General features: G+C 30.7%; 18 protein-coding genes and 1 tRNA gene. 12 read left to right on the top strand and 7 right to left on the bottom strand.

What is annotated here, in order from left to right; all coding sequences use genetic code 11:
* Positions 1-238: 238 nt before the first annotated feature.
* The 3 genes from Gromo_RS00170 to Gromo_RS00160 all read right to left on the bottom strand — a co-directional run bounded on the left by Gromo_RS00170 (position 239) and on the right by Gromo_RS00160 (position 3,689).
* Positions 239-1,078, bottom strand: coding sequence for a cell division protein FtsQ/DivIB (locus Gromo_RS00170; RefSeq protein WP_231158945.1), 840 nt, complete (start codon positions 1,076-1,078; stop codon positions 239-241).
* A gap of 142 nt (positions 1,079-1,220) precedes the next feature.
* A complete protein-coding gene (locus tag Gromo_RS00165; RefSeq protein WP_231158944.1) occupies positions 1,221-3,029 on the bottom strand; it encodes a YifB family Mg chelatase-like AAA ATPase in 1,809 nt (602 codons plus the stop codon).
* A 237-nt stretch (positions 3,030-3,266) separates the two neighbouring features.
* A complete protein-coding gene (locus Gromo_RS00160) occupies positions 3,267-3,689 on the bottom strand; it encodes a division/cell wall cluster transcriptional repressor MraZ (protein ID WP_231158942.1) in 423 nt (140 codons plus the stop codon).
* Between the two features lie 332 nt (positions 3,690-4,021).
* On the opposite strand from Gromo_RS00160, the gene Gromo_RS00155 reads away from it, so the two are divergent.
* From Gromo_RS00155 to Gromo_RS00140, 4 genes are all read left to right on the top strand, one after another.
* On the top strand, positions 4,022-4,483 hold the full coding sequence (locus Gromo_RS00155) for a GreA/GreB family elongation factor (protein ID WP_231158941.1): 462 nt from the start codon (positions 4,022-4,024) through the stop codon (positions 4,481-4,483).
* A 290-nt stretch (positions 4,484-4,773) separates the two neighbouring features.
* Positions 4,774-7,356, top strand: coding sequence for a leucine--tRNA ligase (gene leuS / locus Gromo_RS00150; RefSeq protein ID WP_231158940.1), 2,583 nt, complete (start codon positions 4,774-4,776; stop codon positions 7,354-7,356).
* A gap of 123 nt (positions 7,357-7,479) precedes the next feature.
* Positions 7,480-7,553, top strand: a tRNA-Ile gene (locus tag Gromo_RS00145).
* Positions 7,554-7,762: 209 nt separating this feature from the next.
* Positions 7,763-8,224: a hypothetical protein gene (locus Gromo_RS00140; protein ID WP_231158939.1), complete on the top strand. Its 462-nt coding sequence runs from the start codon at positions 7,763-7,765 to the stop codon at positions 8,222-8,224.
* Between the two features lie 175 nt (positions 8,225-8,399).
* On the opposite strand, the gene Gromo_RS00135 is transcribed toward Gromo_RS00140, so the two are convergent.
* The gene (locus Gromo_RS00135) at positions 8,400-8,765 is read right to left on the bottom strand and encodes a 2Fe-2S iron-sulfur cluster-binding protein (RefSeq protein WP_231158938.1); all 366 of its coding nucleotides are present in this window, start codon (positions 8,763-8,765) and stop codon (positions 8,400-8,402) included.
* A 66-nt stretch (positions 8,766-8,831) separates the two neighbouring features.
* On the opposite strand from Gromo_RS00135, the gene Gromo_RS00130 reads away from it, so the two are divergent.
* The 3 genes from Gromo_RS00130 to Gromo_RS00120 all read left to right on the top strand — a co-directional run bounded on the left by Gromo_RS00130 (position 8,832) and on the right by Gromo_RS00120 (position 12,643).
* Positions 8,832-9,785 carry an L-threonylcarbamoyladenylate synthase gene (locus Gromo_RS00130; RefSeq protein ID WP_231158937.1) on the top strand — a complete coding sequence of 318 codons (954 nt, stop codon included), beginning with the start codon at positions 8,832-8,834 and terminating at the stop codon, positions 9,783-9,785.
* Positions 9,786-9,975: 190 nt separating this feature from the next.
* Entirely contained in the window at positions 9,976-11,238 is a 1,263-nt protein-coding gene (locus Gromo_RS00125) for a D-alanyl-D-alanine carboxypeptidase family protein (RefSeq protein ID WP_231158936.1), read from the top strand.
* 124 nt (positions 11,239-11,362) lie between these two features.
* Positions 11,363-12,643, top strand: coding sequence for an MFS transporter (locus tag Gromo_RS00120; protein WP_231158935.1), 1,281 nt, complete (start codon positions 11,363-11,365; stop codon positions 12,641-12,643).
* A gap of 32 nt (positions 12,644-12,675) precedes the next feature.
* Here Gromo_RS00120 and recA read toward each other — a convergent pair whose 3' ends face one another.
* Positions 12,676-13,746, bottom strand: coding sequence for a recombinase RecA (recA, locus tag Gromo_RS00115; RefSeq protein ID WP_274381154.1), 1,071 nt, complete (start codon positions 13,744-13,746; stop codon positions 12,676-12,678).
* Positions 13,747-14,114: 368 nt separating this feature from the next.
* Here recA and Gromo_RS00110 point away from each other — a divergent pair, with 368 nt between their 5' ends.
* Positions 14,115-14,636: a hypothetical protein gene (locus tag Gromo_RS00110; protein WP_231158934.1), complete on the top strand. Its 522-nt coding sequence runs from the start codon at positions 14,115-14,117 to the stop codon at positions 14,634-14,636.
* An 83-nt stretch (positions 14,637-14,719) separates the two neighbouring features.
* Complete coding sequence (locus Gromo_RS00105; protein ID WP_231158933.1) at positions 14,720-15,118, top strand: hypothetical protein; 399 nt, start codon at positions 14,720-14,722, stop codon at positions 15,116-15,118.
* A gap of 60 nt (positions 15,119-15,178) precedes the next feature.
* On the opposite strand, the gene recR is transcribed toward Gromo_RS00105, so the two are convergent.
* The gene (recR, locus tag Gromo_RS00100) at positions 15,179-15,784 is read right to left on the bottom strand and encodes a recombination mediator RecR (protein ID WP_231158932.1); all 606 of its coding nucleotides are present in this window, start codon (positions 15,782-15,784) and stop codon (positions 15,179-15,181) included.
* Positions 15,785-15,919: 135 nt separating this feature from the next.
* Between recR and Gromo_RS00095 the strand changes: the two genes are divergently transcribed.
* The 3 genes from Gromo_RS00095 (at position 15,920) to Gromo_RS00085 (ending at position 21,027) form a co-directional block, all read left to right on the top strand.
* Positions 15,920-17,488 (top strand): hypothetical protein, encoded by a 1,569-nt coding sequence (locus Gromo_RS00095; RefSeq protein WP_231158931.1) that lies wholly within the window; start codon positions 15,920-15,922, stop codon positions 17,486-17,488.
* A 212-nt stretch (positions 17,489-17,700) separates the two neighbouring features.
* Positions 17,701-19,923 (top strand): ATP-binding response regulator, encoded by a 2,223-nt coding sequence (locus Gromo_RS00090; protein WP_231158930.1) that lies wholly within the window; start codon positions 17,701-17,703, stop codon positions 19,921-19,923.
* Between the two features lie 39 nt (positions 19,924-19,962).
* The gene (locus Gromo_RS00085; protein ID WP_231158929.1) at positions 19,963-21,027 is read left to right on the top strand and encodes a uracil-DNA glycosylase; all 1,065 of its coding nucleotides are present in this window, start codon (positions 19,963-19,965) and stop codon (positions 21,025-21,027) included.
* A gap of 213 nt (positions 21,028-21,240) precedes the next feature.
* On the opposite strand, the gene Gromo_RS00080 is transcribed toward Gromo_RS00085, so the two are convergent.
* A complete protein-coding gene (locus tag Gromo_RS00080; protein ID WP_231158928.1) occupies positions 21,241-21,873 on the bottom strand; it encodes a septal ring lytic transglycosylase RlpA family protein in 633 nt (210 codons plus the stop codon).
* Positions 21,874-21,957 lie beyond the last annotated feature (84 nt).

The raw sequence follows: 21,957 nt of genomic DNA, 5'->3' as shown, positions 1-21,957 counted from the left end.
TCGAAGAGTTTCATAGTTTTGCAGATTGATAAAGTGATGAAGATGCGCAAGTATTCTTGAGAATTTCTAAGATATTTTTTGATTGTTTGTTGATTGATTATTTGCTTTCCAGCGTGATTACGTTATTTGCATTTTCCATAATATCAATTATACGAAGTTATCAATAATCCAATAATCAAATTCGTTCAATGAAAAACGCTAACAAATCTCTGATAAAAAATCACTAACAAATCGATGGCTACCTTTCAATCTTTGCAGCCTTCATCAGAATATATTCTGATTTTATAAATCTGAAGTCTACAACAGAAGATGATATTATTTTATCTCGATATTTTTCAAATATTTCAAACGCATTTTTTATGTTTTCTCTTGGCATTTTTAGAGTAATTTTTGATTGACTTAGTCTATTATTGTCTAAATTACCTGTAATATTCACATTCCATCTGTAACTAGGCAAAAATTCAAGATCGAAATGATATTCTTTCATATTTGCTCTGATAATATTTATATTTTTAATATCTTTTGCGATTGCATTCAAAAATTCATCATTCAAGGATGGAGAGAATATCATCAGTACATTTTTCAGCACACTTTCATTAATCATTGAAATTGGAAATTTTTGTATTATTCCATCGTCAAACAAAATTGTAATTTGCGATTGTTCTTGCTTGTTAATAGAAGTAATGATAGCAATTATTTTTTTTTGCTTGACATGTATTAATAATTTGTGAGGAAAAACTTTTTTAACAATTAAATACTCAAATACGCCAAGATGCCACAAATTTCTGTGAATAGCATATATATCAGCGAACACAGTGGATTTTGGAATGCCATTTCTTTCTTCATTTCCAATAGTTGCGTGTTGTTTAACAATATTTAGAATATAATCCTTCTTTATGAAGATATCATCAGATATTTCAACATCGTGAATTATGATGCCTTTTGATGTTAGGAACAAGTCTAAAGAACTTCTTAAATAACTATTAAATGGGCAGTAAATTATTAATCCAATTATTAAAAATAGAGCAATTATTCTAAATATCTTCAATAAACGCGCAATTTTTCGTAAAGATTGCATGAATTTTCTGATAAATAATTCTCTTAATTTTGCTAACTTCATTAAGCGATATAAAATTCAATATGATTTATATACTATGGAAAAAATATTATATAAGTAAATGATATTTGTTTATTGTTATTTATTTTCATCACAACAGTTATCACAACCGCAACCTATAAGATAACGCCTCATTGATGTGTTTTTTTGAAATCGAGCTATTTTCTACGATAGATAAAATATCAGCAAAAATTTTCGCTTGAATTTTATTAATGCTTATTTTCAAAACTTGAGCAATTAATGCAACTATTGCTTCGTAGTCATTTTTATCATATACCTGATCGTGTTGTGTTTCTCTTGAGATCTTGCTAAATCTTTCAAGACACTCAAAGTAACTTACTGCATTATTTACATTTTCATATTGTTTAGCAATATCGATATCCGCTGCTGTTCTGGCAACTTTAATAATTTTATCTCGTTCACGCATAGATATCTTAAATTTATCCACACATTTATCTAATAAAGGCAGAGCTTCTTGCTGAATTTCTATTCCTTTCATTTGTTCTGGAGACAGAAAAGCATTTAACACCCCATATCTATAATATTGAATACTTCGACATATTATAACTCTGTTTAAGATCGTCGCACTGCTATCTCCTCTATCATTTTTTTGTATATCTTCTTGAGATAATTCTGGTAAATAACATTGCAAATCAATTCTATCTAATATTGGTTTTGAGACCTTTTTTTGGTACATTTCAGCACATCTAGGTCCATTAATACATGGCTTTTTTCCATAATTTCCGCACATGCAAAGGTTCATAGCTGCAATGAGTTGAAATTTTGCAAAATATGTCCTTGAAGAATCAGATCTTGTTATTGTAATATGACCATTTTCTATCGGTTGCCTCAATGACTCTAGAGTATTTCTGGAAAATTCTGGAAATTCATCTAAAAACAAAACACCGTTATGTGCGAGTGATATTTCGCCAGGCTTTGGTTTTGATCCTCCACCTATTACAGATACAGTTGAAGCAGAGTGATGTGGCGCGCGAAATGGCCTAATAGATGTCATTAAATGATATTGATCGTAGTGATTACTGATGTTATATACCATTGCTGTTTCTATTATTTCTCTAGTGTTCATTTTTGGAATAATAGTCATAATTCTGTTAGCCAACATAGATTTTCCAACACCAGGAGGTCCCATAAATAAAAGGTTATGTCCTCCAGCTGCTGCTAATTCTAGTGCATATTTCCCCATTTTCTGACCAACTACATCCGTCATATCTTCAGATGTTTTTATTGTTTTTTCATAAGGATTTTCATTTATTCCAAAATATTTTTTGGCTCTAGCTAATTCTTCATAATTTAAGTCATCATTTATAAATTCTCCTGAAAATATTTGCAATGATTCTGTGCCTTTAAAATGATTTACTAATGAGATTATATCTTTAGATGCAAGTATGCTCTTATTGCCACTCCAAAATGCATGATCAATGCAAGTTGATGGGCATATTATGCCTTTATTTAATGAATTTGCTTTCATAGATGCACATAATACTCCTGGGACTGTCATAATATCTCCATTTAGAGATAATTCTCCCATGCATACAAAGTCTTTAAGTGAATTTTTATCGATTATGTCCATTACTGAAAGTATACTTAATGCAATTGGTAAATCGTATTGTGTTCCCTCTTTTTGAAGATTTGCTGGAGACATGTTTATGACTATTTTTTTTGGAGGCATTGCTAATCCTATAAAACTTAAAACTGAACGGACTCTTTCTCTTGATTCAGCTACTGCTTTATCTGGCAAGCCAACTATTATGAATGCAGGTAATCCATTTGAGATCGATATTTCTACTGTTATTATGTCGATATCTATTCCTCTGAAATTTACCGTATATATTTCACTACAAACTTTGCTCGTTGAAGTAAATACTGCATCGTTAAAAACTTCATTAGTCATAAAAATAAAATTCTCCTAAATAGGTATTAAATTATAAGTAATAAATTGCAAACAAGTAATAGTCATGTTAATGAATTTTTAAAAATGTGATAAAAATCTACATTTTCTGCATAATACAGCTAAAAATATAATTTCAAAAAATTGTGTGAAAAATCAAAAAATATATTGACTGATAATCTAAAAAATATATTGACTGATAATCTAAATATATATTCAAAATGGGATATCAATATGACATTAATTTTGAATTTTTTGCTGTTTATACTCCTCAAAGTTGTCTGGATTCCATATTTGAAACATTGGTCCCCTGCCAACAAAACAAGCTTGATTTGATAAATTAGCATGTTTTATCACTCCTTCGGGTAAAGTCACTCTTCCATCTTGGTCAAATGGCAACATAATAGCATTTGAGAAAATATCAGCAGTTATATCATCTTGTTTTTTCAAAAATGAATCTAAAATTCTATCACCCTCTATTTCTTTACTTAATCTCTCCATTCTACTCATTCCACATCCATCTACAGTGTTGAAGAATTGGGACTTAAATAATATTATCCCTTGAAATGATTCATTTATTAACGAAAGACGGAATTGAACTGGAATAGAAACTCTTTTTTTTACATCTATCTTATTAATATGTGTAGATAGGAAAATTGACACAATCAACAAGATAAAAAGAATGAATGAGGGTATCATGGGGGACAATGGTAGTCAATGGGATCTGATGGGAGTAATCCACAAAGTTATCCACAAGGTGTGCGCTATCATAAATGATATATAAAAGTCAAATATATTGAAAAAAATGAAAAAATACCCTGCTGATCAATCTTTTTTTATTGTGCAAACTTTATGAATTTATTAATGTAATTACCTTGAGAATGAAGTTATCCACAGAAAAATTCTGTATAAAAAATCTTTTTGTCTTTTACTTTTTAGTTTGAAATTAGCTGAATTATCTAATAGAATTAAAAATTCGATTATGTTTTCCCAGTATGAATAGAGTTCCGATTACAAAAAATGGTATTAAAATCATTAAAGATGAATTGTACAACTTGGAACAAGTGGAAAGACCAGAAGTAATTCGAGCAATATCTACTGCAAGAGAGTTTGGGGATTTTTCAGAAAATGCTGAATATAAAGCTGCAAGAGAAAAGCAGAGAATGCTGGAGAAAAGAATAGATTATCTCAAGCAGAGATTGTTGATGGCAGATATAATCGATACATCTAAGTTTGTTGGGAAAAAAAACATCATGTTTGGAGCAACTATAACTCTAAGATCTAATGGAGATGAAATTCGGTACCAAATCGTTGGCGAAGATGAATCTGACGTTGATTGTGGAAAGATATCAATTTCATCCATGATGGCGAAACAATTGATTGGAAAAAAAGAAGGAGATTTTTGTTCGATAAATGATGGTACTACTTATGAAATTATAAGAGTTTTGTACGAATGATAATGACTTTAGCGGATGATCTATTTGATTTGAATTTTTGCTCTGTAAAATTAACCGTAAGATTAGACAAAATGACTTATTGTCTGATTTGTATAAAATGTTGTTAATAAATTTTCAAAATTGAGTTTCTTTTCCTTTATGGACTAAATACTTTTCACTCTTATAAAGACTTGGAGTTTTTTATCGATTTTTATTCATTCTATCATTATATTTTATCATCGATTTATTTTCAACTCATAGACATATTCATTCATATAAATAATAATTCACTACATTATTCATAGAAAATTATGGACGCTGAAAATTCATTCAATTTGATTGAGATCGAAAAGAAATGGCAGAAAAAGTGGAAAACGAGCAATATATTCAAAACTTCAGATAATCCGCAAAAACCTTTCTATACACTTGTTATGCTTCCATATCCATCTGGAACTTTGCATATGGGACATATACGGAACTACACAATAGGTGATGTTTTTGCAAGATACAAGAAAAGTTGTGGGTTTGATGTTCTAAATCCAATGGGTTGGGATGCATTTGGCTTGCCTGCTGAAAATGCGGCAATGAAAAATAAGATTCACCCGATGTATTGGACTATGAATAATATAGCAGAAATGAAGGAACAGATGATTTCTGCTGGATTCTCTTATGATTGGGAAAGAGAAATTACAACGTGTAATGTGGAATACTATAAGCATATGCAAGAGATTTTCCTCCTATTTCTACGGAATGGAATTGCATATAAAAAAGAAGCAATTGTAAACTGGGATCCAGTTGAATGCACAGTGCTAGCTAATGAACAAGTAATAGATGGTAAAGGATGGAGATCTGGCGCACAAATAGAAAAGAAAATGCTAAATCAGTGGTTTTTGAATATTTCTGATTTTGCAGATGAATTGTTACTTGGTTTAAATGAGCTAAAAGAATGGCCGGAGCAGGTAAAAGTGATGCAAAAAAATTGGATTGGCAGATCTGAAGGGATAGAAATATCATTTAAAATAGACTCAAGTAGTGGAAATTCATTAAATGTTTTCACAACAACGCCAGAAGCGATATTTGGCTGTACTTTTTGTGCGATTGCGTATAATCACCCTTTCGTTAGTGAAATTTTGAATATGACAAATGACTCTAAGCTCAAAAACGATATGCTAAGCACTATAAAACAATGCGAATCTGGATCTATATCGGAACGGGATTTAAGTACAGAAGAAAAAATTGGAATAAATACGGGAGTACATTTGATTCATCCAATAACTAATGAAAAAATCGATTTATATATCGCAAACTATGTTTTAAATAATCATGGCACTGGTGTTATTTTCGGATGCCCTGCATGTGATAAGCGAGATTACGAATTCGCTATCAAATATGGTATAAAAATTAAACAAATTCTGACCGAAGATTACATTTCAGATAGGTTTTCTTACGAATTTCGCATAACTTCTGATATTAATGAGAATAAAGAAGAGCAATTTTTTACATCAACAGTAAATTCAACACTAATAAATTCAGATTTCTTAAATGGATTGACGATTGCTGCTGCTAGAGAAAAAATTATAAATTATCTTGAAGATAATCAAATAGGAATCAAAAAAATTTCCTTTAGATTGAGAGATTGGTGTGTTTCAAGGCAACGCTATTGGGGATGTCCAATTCCAATAATATATTGTAAAAAATGTGGAATGGTAGAAGCAAAACTACCGGTTTCTTTACCTGATGACGTCAATTTTGATGAACCTGGAAATCCACTGTCTCGCCACTCAACATGGAAATATGTAAATTGTCCTAAATGCGATGAGCCAAGCGTGAGAGATACAGATACTCTGGACACTTTTTTCGATTCTTCTTACTATTTTCTGAGGTATTGCTCACCAAAGTCGAGTAATGTTTTTTGTAGAGAAAAAATTCACCAATGGATGCCTGTAAACCAATATATTGGAGGAGTAGAACATGCAGTTTTGCACTTATTGTATGCTAGATTTTTTACAAGAGCTTTAAAAAGATGTAAATTTGTTGATTTCGAAGAACCGTTTAGTAATCTTTTTACTCAAGGAATGATATGCCATAAAACTTATAAGACTAAGTCAGGAGAATGGGTAAATCCTAAAGATTTGCGTACAGACAATATGGAAAGTACACTTTTTACAAAAAATGGAGAAGAAGTTATAGTTGGACCTTCTGAAAAAATGAGTAAATCCAAGAATAATATAATTTCTGCAATTGATGTTCTCAAAAATGATGGAGCAGATGCGCTCAGAATGTTCATTCTATCTGATAGCCCTCCTGAAAAAGACTTGCAGTGGAGTAATGCTGGATTGGAATCGTGCAAGAAATACGTTAAATCAGCATTTACAGCATTTCTTAGGTTTTATAAGCAAAAGAGTCAGTCCAGTATTGCTACTGATGATGTTTATTTAGTCAAAGCACTCAACGAATTTGTACATAAAAGTACTGAATACATAGAAAGTTATCAGTTAAATAAGTATATTGCGCAGATTCGCATATTCTCAAATATACTCTTTAAGTTTGAATTTAGTACGCAAAACTCAAGCGTATTGATGAATGTATGGAAAACATTCATAATTGTTATTTCTCCTGTAATGCCTCATATTGCAGAGGAAATGTGGTCAATGATTGATGAAAATGGATTTGTGTGTGAGCAAAAATGGCCTTCTTATAGTATTTCACGAGATAATACTAAGATATTAATACAGGTTAATGGAAAGTTAAAAGGAATATTAGAATGCTCACACTCTGAGGCAGATAATGAAAGTTATTTAAAAAACAAAGCTATAGAAATATCTGGTATTGAAGAGAATACGATAAAAAGATTCATTATTGTTCCATCAAAAGTGGTAAATATTCTGCAGTGAGTACAATTTTCTGAAAAGACAAAATTGAGACTAATAAACTTTTACAAGCTATTTATTGGAGATTTAGAAAATTTTTTGAATTGCATGTTCAAATTATTACATTCTATGGTACTATTACTTTGCGGGCTGATAGCTCAGTTGGTTAGAGCACACGCTTGATAAGCGTGGGGTCGGAGGTTCAAGTCCTCTTCGGCCTACTTTTCATTGTCCGAACTTTTTCATTTTGTCCACTTTATCGATATTGTATGAGAACGACCAACATGCCAAAGTTTTATGCATTTACTCGAGATTTTATGGTAATATAATTGTCTTTATATATGAAAGAATGAATTTGTTGATTTAGAAAAATGCCTTGATCTGTTCAATTTTGTAGAATAAAATGCAACTGTATTTTTCACATTAGTTGATGATAAAATATATTTCTATTATCATATCTATCATCTCAACTCTGCCATTGTTTTTATCATTTTTTTCTCATTTCAATATAATTAAGTTGAGTTTTTTTGATAAAATTTTCGTTCGTGTTCAGAGTTTTGATGTATCTCATGGTGAATCATTTGTAAACCTAATGGGCTTCTATATTGTATTTTTATCATCCACTCATATGGGAGTTCCTTTGCTAAATAACAACAAGAAAGGTGCAATTATGATATTTTTGAGTTTAATTCCGTTGTTTTTAGTCATATCATCATTGCAGCAACCTCATCAATATAGATTGATGATATTCCCAATGCTATTAATCTTTATTTGTATTTTGGAGAAATTGTATGAAATGTCTTCTCTTTTTCCAACGTGGCTTATGCTCACTAGATTATATATATCGATTGTATTGTTAGCTATGTTGCTTGGAATTGTTATTGTTAAATAGTTGTATTAAGAGATCGTTTGAAAAAAATTATCACTAGAAACTGATTAAAAACAACTGTTGAGATTAAATCATTACTGTGGACTTTAACTATTGCAATCATCTATTTTTTTCTTCACTTGCTAGCTGAAATTTGATTGCAATGCTATATTTCAATTTTCTGAAAAATCATAAAAGATCAGAACATTCCATCGACAAGTGGAATTTTCACTACCATTCCGCTTAATTCTTCTGTCAGTTTGACTTGGCACCCCAATCTTGATGTAGATTCGACTCCAAAAGCAAGATCCAACATTGCATTTTCCTGATCTGTCATAGGATTGTTTTGAGACGTTTTAGTTGACCAATCGGAATCAACTACAACATGGCAAGTAGCACACGCACAAGAACAACCACAACTTGCAATAATATCATTTTCTAGACCATTCTCATGAGCAAGATCGACTAAATTTTGTCCTTTATATCCCCGAGTTAATATTTCTTCTGTTCTTCCATTAGGCCATACTTTTACAAATTTTACTTCTATAGATCTTATTTTCTCCATAAATTATATTATCAAAATCAATACTGTGTTATAAATTTAGCATAATAATTTCAATAAATTAATACTGTGAAAATAGAAGATTATACAGAAAAGGTTATTACTCCAGAAACAGCAATATCTTTGCTCAGCACTGATGAAGTTGTGATTTTACCTACAGAAACTGTTTATGGATTAGCAGCAAATGCTTATTCTCATATTGCAACGAAGAAAGTTTTTGATATAAAGAAACGTCCTTATCGCAATCCACTTATTGTGCACTACTATTCGATGGAACAAGCTCAAAGAGATTTATTTTTTAACGATATCGCATTAAAATTAGCCAGAGAATTTTGGCCAGGTCCACTGACATTAATCACTCACAGAAAGAGATCTTCAGAATTATCATCTCTAGCAAGCTCAAATATGAGTAAAGTTGCTGTGAGAATTCCATTACATCCTATTACTCTTGAAATCATAAGGAAATTTGGCAATCCAATCGTTATGCCTAGCGCAAATTTATACCAAATGACTAGCACTACAAACATATGCGATGCAATATGCAGTTTGCAAAAAGTTCTTGGTGTTAATGGTGGTTATTCATATTATGGAGTAGAATCAACAATAATAGATTGCTCTAGGGAAACTCCATCGATTTTGAGGTATGGCGCAATACCTTGTTCTGTTATAGAGCAAAAATTAGACTTGAAGTTGTATACTTACACTGACGGTAAGCGAATGCCAGGATCTCATAACAAACATTACTGCACCAATAAGCCAATAAGAATGAATGCATCTCATGTTGAACCAAACGAGGCATTACTTGCATTTGGAGAGCATAACATAAATGCAGAAATTTCTTTGAATTTGAGCAAAATGGGTAATTTAAAAGAAGCTGCTCGTAAATTATTTTATTCTTTACAAAGACTTGATAGAAGTAATTGTGAATCGATTGCTGTTATGCCAATTCCAAATGAAGGAATAGGAATAACCATAAATGATCGATTAAAACGTGCATGCTTCTCAGAGCGAAAGCATTTTTGAAAAAAAATCTAAACAGCTGATATTTACATTTCTCATACATGAAAATCACAAGCATTAAATCAACTACATAAAATACATAAACACTCTATGTCTCATTTTAACTGAGAATAGAGTATAACAATTAACAAAACTAGATGGAGTTTTGTAGTTGAGATTGTTAGAATTGAAAATACTTGATCATTTAAGAATAATGAAATTTGTATATCGCATTTTGTGCATTTGTTTTTTTTCAGTTTTTTGTTTCACTCATCCAAATAATGTTGTAGATGAAAATCCATTATCTGTTGAATTAATATTGGAAGAAATAAAGAGCACAGATCCTACAATTCAAGGAATATATTCTATGGCAAAGCAAGTGTTTGTTGTGGATTATGAGTCTGATGCGGTGCTTCTATCAAAAAATCATGATCAAAAAATGTCGCCCTCTTCTATGACCAAAATAATGGTTTTGTACATAATATTCTCAGCTTTAAAGAATAATAAAATAGTTCTTGATGATATGTTGATGGTAAGTAAGAATGCTTGGTCGCAAGAAGGATCAAGAATGTTCCTCGAAGTCGGCAAAACTGTATCTGTAAGAGATTTGATTTGTGGTATATCAGTATCATCTGGAAATGATGCAACTGTTACTATAGCTGAAGGATTGTACGGAGGAGAAGAAATTATGGCTTCTGTCATGAATGATCAAGCTAAGTCATTAGATATGAACAATACTTCTTTCTCAAATACATCCGGATTACCAGATCCCTCTGTGCATTATTCAACTGCAGAGGATATATGCAAACTATCTATTGCTCTTTTTAGAGATTTCAAAGAATATTACACTGAATTTTGCGGAATGACGACTTTTACATATAATAACATACGACAGCCAAATATAAATCCAGGATTAGCATACGGAGCAGACGGAATAAAAACAGGATGCACAAAAGTTGGAGGTTATGGTGTTTCTTGCTCGATAGATATTCAATTCCCAAATCAAAATCGACGTATTTTCATAGTTATAAATGGATGTGAAACTGAAAAAGACAGAAAAGAGTGCATAAGAAGAATAATATCTTACTGTAAATCTAGATTGACAACAATTTCTGTTCTGAAAAAAGGAACAAAAATATGCAATGTAAATGTTTTGAATGGAAAAAAAGATAATGTTGCGGTTTATATAAATGAGGACCTGGATATTATAATTGATAAATTACATCTCGTTCAGCTTAAACAGAAATTGAAGTGCAATTTAGATGAATACGTAAAAGAAAAAATAATTTCTATTATTAAACCAATAAATGCTCCCATTAAGATGGGATCGAACGTTGGAGTTGTATCTATAGATTTATTTGGTAAGAATATTTATCTTTACTCTGCTGATGAGGTTCAAAAGAAATCAGAAGTCATGATTATGTTCTCTAGTTTGAAGAAAAAAATCATAAACTCTATTAGAGGAATGTTTAATTAAAATGAGTGATGAAGATATTGATTAATATAAATTGGTACTAGTTGTATTAGTTACAGCAAGTACAGCATTGACTTAGAGTTGATTTTCATTTACATATGTATCCAAGGTTTTTACAGTATGTTTTATGTCAAATATGCAAGGAAGTATTGGAAAATTTTCTATATTAGTAGTTTGGATTACTGGTGCGTTATTTTACTTTTTTCAATTCATTATGAGATCATCTCTCGTATCGTTTTCTGACTCCATAATGCAAGATTTATCAATATCAGCTGATATTTTCTCTATTATTTCATCTGCATACTACACATCGTACACCATGGCGCAGATTTTGATTGGTTTCTTGCTTGATAGATTTGGCCATAAATTAATTTTTAACTTGTCATTATTTCTCTGCATAATCGGGGGTATAGTTTTTGGAACTAGTAACAGTATTGCTTTTCTCTGGATTGGTAGATTTTTGATTGGACTGGGAGGTGCATCTGCATTTATAGGCTGCGTAACTTTATGTGGAAATTTATTTTCTCAAAAGAATAGACCATTTTTTGTTGGATTGACAGCTTCACTTGGAAAATTCGGTGGAATATTAGCAGGAGGTCCTGTACATGCTCTAACTGAATATTATTCTATATCTTGGCATGAAATATACATTTACATTTCTCTCACAGGAATTGGTTTGCTAATCATAATGATTATTTTTATGAAAGATTTTAGAGAAAATTCTTCAGTAAAAAGTAAAGTAAGTGGTGTGAAAAATATATACGGAGAGATAAAAATCATGATGAAAAGCAAAAAAATGTGGATTATATCGGTGTATGGAGGATTGACATATGTACCTATAATTATTCTTGCAGACACTTGGGTAACTTTATTCATAGAAAACAAATTTCATGACTTTTTGATAAATGACTCTCACAATTTGATCTCTTATTCTAGTTCAATGATGTTCCTGGGAAGTATAACTGGAGCACCTTTCATTCCTTTTTTTGCAAGATATTTTTCTAGAAAGATAATATTTTTCACGACAAATCTTATATCGAGTTTGTGTATTTCAATTTTAATTTACGCAAATATTGATTTTTACACAGCGATGTATTGCCTTTTTTGTATAGGCTTTATGTACGGATCTCATACAATGATGTTCCTTTATGGATATGAATTATTCCCTAAAATTGCATCTTCTGCAGCTGGATTTTTAAACACTCTCAATATGATGATAGGCGGAGTGTTTTTACAAAGCTTATGTGGTTTTTTGATTAAAGCATGGGGATATAATCCTTGTGTCAAGGGAGATATGAATGTATTGAGTTTGCAAATAGGACTTCTGATTGTATTGGTATCTATGATAGTTGGAGTATTGTTAGTTTTTGTTCTACCTGGAAAGTTTTTTGATAAATCCACAAGGTAATTTGGTAGATAGTATTTCAAAAACTGCTAACATTATACATCTTCAAGTACATCTTCTGTCGTATCATCAACATCAACTTGAGATTCAACCATATTAGTATCCATGCTCATAATCAATTTCGTGATTTTATCTCCAATTATAGGATTTTCTTTCAAAAACTGCTTAGCTACTTCTTTTCCTTGGCCAAGTTTTTGCCCCTCAAAAGAATACCAAGAGCCCGATTTTTCGACCACACCAGCATTCACTCCAAGATCTATTATCTCTCCAGTCCTAGATATTCCCTCTCCGTACATTATATCAAAACAAGCAGTCCTAAAAGGAGGAGCGACCTTATTCTTCACCACCTTGACTTTCGTTTCATTTCCAGTATTTTCATCACCTTGTTTCAAAGAAGTCCCTTTCCTTATATCAAGTCTAACAGAAGCATAGAACTTAAGTGCATTTCCTCCAGTTGTAGTTTCTGGATTACCGAACATTACTCCAATTTTTTGACGAATTTGATTGATGAATATTACAACAGTTCCAGATTTTGCAATTATTCCAGCTAACTTTCTCAGAGCCTGACTCATTAATCGAGCTTGCAATCCAACGTGCGTATCGCCCATTTCTCCTTCTATTTCAGCCTTTGGAACTAATGCAGCAACACTATCAACTATTATCACTTTCACAGCACCAGATCTAACAAGTGTATCTGCAATTTCAAGCGCCTGCTCTCCTGTATCGGGCTGTGAAATGAGCAATTCATCAACATTAATTCCAAGCTTTTTCGCATACACTGGATCAAAAGCATGTTCCGCATCTATAAATGCACATATATCCCCCTTTTTCTGAGCTTCAGCAACAACATGCATCGCAACTGTTGTCTTTCCAGAACTTTCAGGTCCATAAATCTCAATTATCCTACCAACAGGCAATCCACCAATTCCAAGTGCTTTATTTAAGGATATCGATCCAGTCGAAATTGCCTCTACAGCTGAAACCTCCCACTGTCCTAAACGCATAATAGACCCCTTTCCATGAGCCTTTTCTATCTGACCAATCGCCGCATCAAGAGCTTTAAGCTGAGATTTTCTAAAATCATCATTTTGATTCTTATTCAACACTTCATAATAAGTAAATAATCAACTACTATTGAACAACTTTTTACTGAAGAATGCAATAAGTTCATTTATCAAAAATTTATATTAATTGCATATCATGGAACTATAAGACAATCAATCACGCAATTTTAAGAAATCTATAATGCAAAAATAAACTCGCACTTTTATACAAAATCAATAAACTTATATTTCACATAAAGTCTATCAAAAGCACAACAATTACTAAAGTTCTAATTATAGGAATATTAGATAAAATATGAAATGCAAATATATACAATCAAATATAATTTCTATTTCGATCTAAAATAAATTTTTATCAAAAATTTATATTAACTTATTATTATATTGACATAATTAGTTTTATTAAAAATATGAACATATTGAATGTACTTCATGATTATGTCTACAATACAAGAAATGTTCTACAAAAGACAATTTTAATCATTGTCATCTCACTTACCACAACTTGCAGCATAGTATATTCCATGAACTCAGAGCACGATGAAGATCATAATTCAGAATCAAGGGTATCTGTTACTCAAAAAAAAGATCCTAAAAAAATATATTTTTGTAGTCAATCTGTAAAAAAATTCTTAGATCAACATAAGATTAAAGAACACAAAAAACGAGAATTAATAAATCAAGCAAAAAAATTAGATATGAACCTAGTAAAGGCTATTACTGAAAGTAATGAAGATTGCTGTAAAAATTGCTGCTCATGCTGCCCTTGTTGCTCATTGGATTGCTGTAGAGATTATTTTTGTAGACCATTACTTGTCATGATAATAATGACTACATTTGCCATTGTTCTATATATGGCAACAAATAATTCTACTCAAGATATCATAAGCCAAGCTATAGATGGAATAAGAAATTCAACAAAAAGAATATAGCATCAAGTTGCTCATATTTTAATATAAAATAGATATTTATTATTTCATAATGACAGTGATCTTCGTCTAATAAATTAGAAATAATGAAAGTAAAAAATGCAAGTATATTTTTTTTCTCAGCTATATGCTCAGTATTCTTAACATATTCAAGCTCGAATGCAATGATGAACTCACAAATGGGCTCAGAGGTGCATGATGAAGATGAGTCATTTAAGAGACAAACAACAACAACAAAACAGGCAGTTGAAACACTGAACGAGCGCACGGACGATATTCAGAAGATGATAAAACAACATAATGAACTTACATCAAAAGCAAAAAGACGGGACGATTGCTTTCAGAGTATTGTCATATTTTGCCTTAGTTTCACATGTATTAGTCATATTGCTACTGCTGTCATTCTAGGATTGATATATGGACTACTTGACAAAACCTACGAGAAGGTTGAAAGCATATCTCTGCAAATAGATGATGCAATATAATCGAAAGAGTGAATGAACAACATGCAAATGTAATGATGTAATATCATAAAAATCAAAGGATCAAAGGGAAGTTCTACCAAAAAAAGCTGTATGAATAGTAGCACTATCTAGATGCTCCAATTCTCCACCTAGAGGAATACCTTTCGCTGGAGTAGATATAATAGTATTAGCATTTCCAAGAGATTTTATCTCATTAACTAGATAATGCATAGTAGAGTGACCGTCCATCGTTGGTGAAAATGACATTATAATCTCAAGTTGATTATCTCTATACGACCTAACTCGTCGAAGTAGTGCATCTATATATAGATCAGATGGAGTTATTCCATTGACCGCCGACAGAGTACCATGTAAAACGTGATAATGTCCGTTATAACATAAAGAGCGTTCTATCGATATTACATCAATTATATTACTTACCACGCATATTTTACTGCTATCTCTTTTCATTCCACTGCATATATCGCATATTCCATTTTCACATATGTAATAACATTCTGAACATGTAGCAATGCTATTTTTTGCATCAATTAGATTTTTGATAAAATCATCAATAATATTATCTCTACTAAATAACAATTGTAGAGCAATTTTATATGACGATCTGTTCGTAAGAGAAGGAATCTTTAAAAGTGAATTTGATAACCTATCCAAGATTTTTGACATAATTCACAACTTGATTGTGATGATATTAGATCACTTCGAGCAGATAGTATCAATGACAATTATATATTTATATAAAAATTAACCTTGCTTAAATAAGCATTGCACCATAATCTGGTATCTCGAAAATAAAATAAGATGATAAAAAAAGCAAATAAGTATGAATTTATTGAAAATTTTAAATCCAAAGCATGTATTTTGCTAAAATTTTTGTGCTATATGCTATCGTTATCCATTTACGAAAACTCATATGGATCAAAAAGATTGGAATTAGAAGATGTGTATGATGTATCCACTTCAAGTATACAATTGGCAAGAGATTATATATCCACAGGAATTAGAGTAAACAGACAATTTATACAAAAAATACAAATACACAATCAAATTGTAAAACAACAAATACAGCAAAAGACTAGTGACAGTTCTGAATATATCCACTTCTGTACATCATTAAGACAATGTACGCAAAAAAAATGCGATATACATGGACGAGCGATTTTTATTTACAATGATCTTGCACGAAACTCCACTCCAACAGAAAAAATGGATGCATTCAAAAGGGAATGGAATAGACGCATATCAAATTTACTCAGTATATTTTTTCCATCAAGAAGTGAATCAGATATTGGAGAAGTTGAAGGATGGAATGATAGACAAAGAGAAAGATTATCGATAGAACAATCCATGAGCGACTATGATGAAGATATGGATTACCAAAATAATGACGCTGATGCACCATATCAAATACAAAAAACAAATAAAAAATATGGAAGGAACAATACCCCTAAAAGACAGATGCAATATTCTGACCAAAGTCAAAGATTCAACACAGAAGGAGGAGATAGATCTCAGTTTATTCATCATGGAAATATTGAAGATCAATTTTCAGATCCATTAAAAGTAAATACACAACAATTATATGATATAGATCCAAGGATAATCGAACAATTCTTTTTTATTCCATGTGAGACATTATTGCTAATATTAGATGAAAACAATCTGAGAGCAATAATGAGTGATGAGGAAATTCAGGCAATCACACTCAATCAATGGATTGACATGCTCAATACAGTACCTGGATACAGAAAAAGTATATACGCAAAAATACAGATAAATGAACCAGTAAAATCATTTATTCAAACATCACAAAGGATTTTTGAAAAAGAAATTCCATATGATCAAGACTCAAACACCAAAGAGTTTAAAAAATTTTTGGAGAAAAAAATATACATACATATGCCTTTATATGCAAAATCAGCAAAAGTATTAAATAGCATAATAATGAAAGAAAAAAGTAAAAGAATGAACCAAGAAATAAGAGGACTACTATTCTTCATCTTCATATGGAAAGAGTTAATGAATATATACGCTCTAGAAATTTCAAGAGAGATGCTTTATGTGGAGAATATAGATAAAAATAGCAAACAAGACGCAATAGAAGATTGTATTCGAAAACAAAAATATATAAATCATTTGCTAGGAGTAAATATAAATAAAGCACTGATCGATGAAAGATCCAAAGGATCTACTCTAGAAAGACAAATGGCAGTAATGAAAATAGTAGCAGATTCCTTGAATATATTAATTCAACGATACGGCAATGATATAAAAGCCAACAAAATCGCAAAAATGTGTATGTTAATGCAAAATTGTTATAAAAACTGGATTACAGGAAACGGCTGGTGTAGATTTACAAGAACTTCATAAAAATAAAATCACAATTCACTATCATTAAATGATCACTTTGGGAAAAATTAACAGTAATTACAAGTATACAAGTATTATTTTATAACTTAATTTATAATAGTAATTATAGAAACTACATAACAAAAAAAATTTCAAAAATACACATACAACAATTATATACTTGGACATAAATATGGTATAATTTCCTCTATCTTTCAACTCATTTATTCATAATGCAACTAAAAAGTCCAAATGAAAGGTTTTTAGAGCTAACTCTAGCAAAATGCCCTGTTGAAATTGCATTTTTTGATGCAGATAAACAGGCATTTTTCCCTAAAAACAGCATTTGGAATTCTCAAGAAGATTACGATTTAGAGTCTTTTTCACGAAAATTCATCTCAAACGAAGATCAGTCAAAATTTATCGAAACTTATGAAAAAGCAATGTATGGTCATAATATCCATATAGAAATACATGTGAAGAAATTTGGCTTACAAGAGGCTTTTTTTTCATCTTTAGATTCTAGAAATGGAGTATTTGTATACATATTTCAATCAAAAAACTGGATGACAAAATTTAACAATATTCCATTCATGGCGTTGGATAAATCAAATAACATACAGTATATTTCAAAGCAATTGCTACATGATATCGATTCACCTCAACAAACCATTATTGGTCGAAATGTGTCTCTGATAATAAATGCAGATAAAATTCATAATGAACATGTTGTAGAGATTAAAAAAAAAAATAACCAAACTCTTCAAATGAAACTTCTCATAGATGAATCACATTCACTAAAAATTATCGTAATGATCAAAATGCCGGATGTGCCTCATATATCTAGTATTATAAAAAACACAGATGCATTGAAATTAATTCCTGTACCCTACATAATCGTTGATGAATTTGGTAGAATCGAGTGGTTTAATAATAAATTTGCCGAAGATGTTGCTCCAAAAGGAGAAAAAATCTTTCAAAGAATGATTGGCTCTTGGTTGAAGTGTTCAGATAAAGATAAATTGACAGAATTGCTTGAAAAAGAAGAATCTTTTAGACTATATACTAAAGATAAAACGTTTGAAGTCCATTTTCATAGAGTTAACAAAGATGAAAAAAAGATATACTATACTCTTATGGTGATAGACATCACTTTACTCGAGCAAAGAGAAAAGAAAATTATGGAAGCGCAAAAATTTCAAACAGTAGGAAAAATTGCTAGCAACATCACTCATGATTTTAATAATATCCTTACTGCCCTCAGAGGAATATGCGATATAATGATCAATAATAAAGAACAAGTGCAAAGCAATGAAGAAGATTTATTAAATATGAGTGAAAGCATAGCAAGAGCAAGTAAATTGGTCAGATCAATATTATCATTCTCAAAAGAGAATTCTACGAGTTTTGGAGAAATCAACTTGGAAAAACAAATCGAGGATCTATCACCATTATTGCAACGATTAGTTGGGTCTAAAATATCAATAGATGTAAAGCACGAGCAAACAAATCCAATAATAAAATTTGATAAAAATGGACTAGAAAGGATCATAATTAATCTTGTATCAAATGCTAGAGATGCAATGCCAAATGGAGGAAAAATATCAATAGGAACAAAAGAAATAACTTTTAATGAACAAATGAAAAGCAAAAATTGCTCTATTCCAAAAGGGAAATACAAAGCTTTGTACGTTCAGGATAATGGATGCGGAATGTCTCAAACAATAGTTAATAAAATATTTCAGCCATTTTTTTCAACTAAAAATGAAAATGGAACAGGATTGGGACTATCAAATGTCTTGGAAATACTAAACGATAATAATTCATACGTAATTGTCGATAGCGAACTTAAAAAAGGATCAAAATTTACGATAATTTTTGGGAATGAACAAAAACATATATATTTACATGAAGAAAAACCTCAAATTGAAGTGAAGAGACATATTGAACACAATAAAGTAAATAATATTAAGAAATATGCACAAGGTAATGAAGCAAATATACAAACAAATCATAAGCAAGATGAAGAAAATAGTGACTTTTATCAAAATTTACTCAGAAATTTAAAAATATTATTAGTTGATGATGATGATGCAGTAAGAACTTTTACATCAAGAGCCATTAAAATGATTACTCCTCATGTTATTGAGGTAAATAATGGAGTTAGCGCTATTGATATGGTAAAAACCCAACATTTCGATATAATCGCAACAGATGTTGAAATGCATGAAATTAATGGACCAGAATTAGTTATAAAAGTGAAAAAAATACAACCAAATATCAGAGTATTATTTTTATCAGGATACGATGAAAACGCCGTTAATTTGAACAAAAAATATGAATATAAATTCTTAGCAAAACCTTTCGGACTTAACGAATTGAATAAGTATATTCTCGATATTGGATTGGAAATATATAAAGAACAAAAGAGTAATAAAAAAATTTCTCAAAAGTAATAATCACGTGTAAAATCAATCGATGATTATATTGCAAATATGTCAAAATTCCCCTCTAGAACTGAACTATGCACTGCTCACAAATTTGAATGGCTTATACAAATAGGGTTTTTAAGTGATGAAGACAAATACAAAAATTGCAGTATTGTAAGCCAAAATACAAATAACACAAATAACGATATTGAAAATATCGATTTAACACTGACAAATCAATATAAACATAAAAATTGTAATAATATAAGAGCAAATGATAATAAAAATGAGAATTCAAGAAATTATATGAGCGAAAACAATAATATGAACAAAAACTTTAACAACAGTTCTGAAAGAAAAAACACAAATAGAGAAAATTCTCAAGAACCAATATGCTATTCTGAATTGAACATTAAATTAGATGAAAATCAACAAAAATGCAAATCAAATGAATCCATATTCGTTCAAAATTTCGATGATAATGACAAAGTTTCTCAGCTTATATATCTAAAACATATAGTACACAATATAGATTGCGACCTGAAATATATAGCAAAATCAACTGTTTTTGGAGATGGGAATGTGAACGCAGATGTAATGCTAATAGGAGAAGCTCCAGGAGAAGAAGAGGACAATACAGGTATGCCATTTGTCGGGAAAAGTGGTCAGCTACTACAAAAAGCAATCGAAGCAATTGGATTATCAAGACAGGATGTATATATTACAAACATTCTTCCTTGGAGACCTCCATACAACAGACAACCAAAAGAGGATGAGATCAAGATGTGCATGCCATATTTAGAAAAGCATATATCAATTATATCTCCAAAATTTTTGATTTTAGTAGGAAGCATCTCTGCAAAATCTGTTATGAGCGGAAATATTAGTAACTGCTCGGAAATTATTAGTAAAAAAATACACATTCAAAAATGGAACAAAAAATTTCAAAATAATACCATCACTGAAATAAGAGGAGAGTGTTTTTTTTACAAAAATCAATTTATGGATTTGGATATTATAACAATGTGCGTATTTCATCCATCATATTTGCTAAGAAGTCCAACAAAAAAACAAGATATGTGGAGAGATATGTTCCTTTTGAAATCATTATTTCACTCAAAAATCAATTAGATAGGCTTGATAATAAGAAAATAATGAATCGTGTAAAGATTTGAAAAGTAAGAAATATAGATAAGAAAAAAGATACAATTTAGCGATTTAAAAAATTTCCTCAAAACTGGGCAGAGATTAATAAAGTTAGCTATTGGAGCCAAAATGAATAAGAAATCCAACTCACTTCTCCAATAGTTGTTTCATGTAGTTATTGAGAATTTTCAGTCTGTATTAATCACCAAGATCTTTTACTCCCAATTTTCTTATTTTTTTGTACAGAGCAATTGCATACTTATCATTTGATCGCACAAGAGCAAATATCTTCCCAAGTGCAACACTCATAGCAGGAAGACACTCAACTTTTACCATCACATGCCCTTTTCTTACGTATCCCAATATTTCCGCACATCTTTTTGATAAATCAATTATTCGACCTTTTATGTACGGGCCACGATCATTAACTAGAACTATGAGGCTACGACCATTTTGCAGATTAGTAACTCTAACAAAACAAGGAATAGGCAAAGTTCTGTGAGCAGCCGTAATTTCCATTGGATCAAAAATGTCTCCTATTGCTGTCGGCAAACCTCTACATTCATTAGAATAGTATGAAGCAGAACCAATTTTTGCATATTTAAAGTGATTCTGAGGAATAAAACGCATTTGATTAATAATATAAGGCGCATATTTAAATTTAGGTATACTACGATACAGCAAATAATGAAAATCATTTTTATTATCTTGATTTTTCTCATTATCTCGTGATTTTTTCACTTTAGCATATTTCTGATTTGAAACACTGTTAGTCCTTGCACTTGAATCAAGCATAAATATAACCATCACAATGACTAACATTCTAAGCATAAATAGACACATATATCTTAGTAAATGCCATTGTACAACATATTCAATAAATATCAAAATTCTCAATTTTTAAAGATCTGCTGG

Source organism: Candidatus Gromoviella agglomerans, assembly GCF_021065005.1.
Taxonomy (GTDB): Bacteria; Pseudomonadota; Alphaproteobacteria; order CAJXXZ01.
Note: the sequence above shows the minus strand (reverse complement) of the source record. Positions and strands in the feature narration are given on the sequence as shown.

What these genes read in the sequence shown, in the direction of transcription:
- Gromo_RS00170 (WP_231158945.1), bottom strand. Translation starts at nt 1,078, where the DNA reads ATGCAATCTTTACGAAAAATTGCGCGTTTATTGAAGATATTTAGAATA.
- Gromo_RS00165 (WP_231158944.1), bottom strand. Translation starts at nt 3,029, where the DNA reads ATGACTAATGAAGTTTTTAACGATGCAGTATTTACTTCAACGAGCAAA.
- Gromo_RS00155 (WP_231158941.1), top strand. Translation starts at nt 4,022, where the DNA reads ATGAATAGAGTTCCGATTACAAAAAATGGTATTAAAATCATTAAAGAT.
- leuS (WP_231158940.1), top strand. Translation starts at nt 4,774, where the DNA reads ATGGACGCTGAAAATTCATTCAATTTGATTGAGATCGAAAAGAAATGG.
- Gromo_RS00140 (WP_231158939.1), top strand. Translation starts at nt 7,763, where the DNA reads ATGATAAAATATATTTCTATTATCATATCTATCATCTCAACTCTGCCA.
- Gromo_RS00135 (WP_231158938.1), bottom strand. Translation starts at nt 8,765, where the DNA reads ATGGAGAAAATAAGATCTATAGAAGTAAAATTTGTAAAAGTATGGCCT.
- Gromo_RS00125 (WP_231158936.1), top strand. Translation starts at nt 9,976, where the DNA reads ATGAAATTTGTATATCGCATTTTGTGCATTTGTTTTTTTTCAGTTTTT.
- Gromo_RS00120 (WP_231158935.1), top strand. Translation starts at nt 11,363, where the DNA reads ATGTCAAATATGCAAGGAAGTATTGGAAAATTTTCTATATTAGTAGTT.
- Gromo_RS00110 (WP_231158934.1), top strand. Translation starts at nt 14,115, where the DNA reads ATGAACATATTGAATGTACTTCATGATTATGTCTACAATACAAGAAAT.
- Gromo_RS00105 (WP_231158933.1), top strand. Translation starts at nt 14,720, where the DNA reads ATGAAAGTAAAAAATGCAAGTATATTTTTTTTCTCAGCTATATGCTCA.
- recR (WP_231158932.1), bottom strand. Translation starts at nt 15,784, where the DNA reads ATGTCAAAAATCTTGGATAGGTTATCAAATTCACTTTTAAAGATTCCT.
- Gromo_RS00095 (WP_231158931.1), top strand. Translation starts at nt 15,920, where the DNA reads ATGATAAAAAAAGCAAATAAGTATGAATTTATTGAAAATTTTAAATCC.
- Gromo_RS00090 (WP_231158930.1), top strand. Translation starts at nt 17,701, where the DNA reads ATGCAACTAAAAAGTCCAAATGAAAGGTTTTTAGAGCTAACTCTAGCA.
- Gromo_RS00085 (WP_231158929.1), top strand. Translation starts at nt 19,963, where the DNA reads ATGTCAAAATTCCCCTCTAGAACTGAACTATGCACTGCTCACAAATTT.
- Gromo_RS00080 (WP_231158928.1), bottom strand. Translation starts at nt 21,873, where the DNA reads ATGCTTAGAATGTTAGTCATTGTGATGGTTATATTTATGCTTGATTCA.